A 631-nucleotide genomic window follows, 5' to 3' on the forward strand; every position below is an offset into this window, starting at 1 on the left:
CATATTGAGCCATTCAAAAGATAGATTAGTCGCTTTTAAAAAATTAGCAATATGGTATAATAAAATAGAGAGATTAGGCTACAAATCCTTTAATACCATAGCAAGAACCATTCAAAACAATTATGAAACCATATTGAATTACTTTGATAATAAAAGCACAAATGCATCAGCAGAATCATTTAATGCAAAAATAAAGGCTCTTAGATCTCAATTTAGAGGGGTGAGAAATGTTAAATTCTTCCTGTTCCGATTATCTAAAATTTATGCCTAAGCTAGTCCCCAACTTTTACGCTTGATCCACAAATAGCCCCCCTTCCGGGAAATTTAGGTATAAACAAAAAACCCCTCATCATTTGGATGAAGGGTTTAAGCTTTATAGTCGTTAGACTTATAAAATTTGGCACCGACCTACTCTCCCACATTTTACTGCAGTACCATCGGCTCTGGCGGGCTTAACTTCTCTGTTCGGAATGGGAAGAGGTGGACACCGCCGATATAGGCACCTAAATATTTTAATAGTTGTTAGTCATTAGTTTCAAGCTATAGCCCAAAGTTTTTCAACTTAAAACATATAACTCTTAACTTATAACATGACAACAATGACATATTATTGAAAGAAGTAATTGCAGAG

At 34.5% G+C, this 631-nt stretch carries 1 protein-coding gene and 1 rRNA gene; one reads left to right on the forward strand and one right to left on the reverse strand.

Going from position 1 to position 631, the window contains the following annotated elements; genetic code table 11:
- A partial coding sequence (locus FA046_RS17170) for a transposase (protein WP_136826055.1) occupies window positions 1-271 on the forward strand: 271 nt, incomplete at its 5' end.
- A 124-nt stretch (window positions 272-395) separates the two neighbouring features.
- Here FA046_RS17170 and rrf read toward each other — a convergent pair.
- Window positions 396-507 (reverse strand): 5S ribosomal RNA (gene rrf / locus FA046_RS17175).
- Window positions 508-631 lie beyond the last annotated feature (124 nt).

Source organism: Pedobacter cryophilus, from assembly GCF_005116455.1.
Taxonomy (GTDB): domain Bacteria; phylum Bacteroidota; class Bacteroidia; order Sphingobacteriales; family Sphingobacteriaceae; genus Pseudopedobacter; species Pseudopedobacter cryophilum.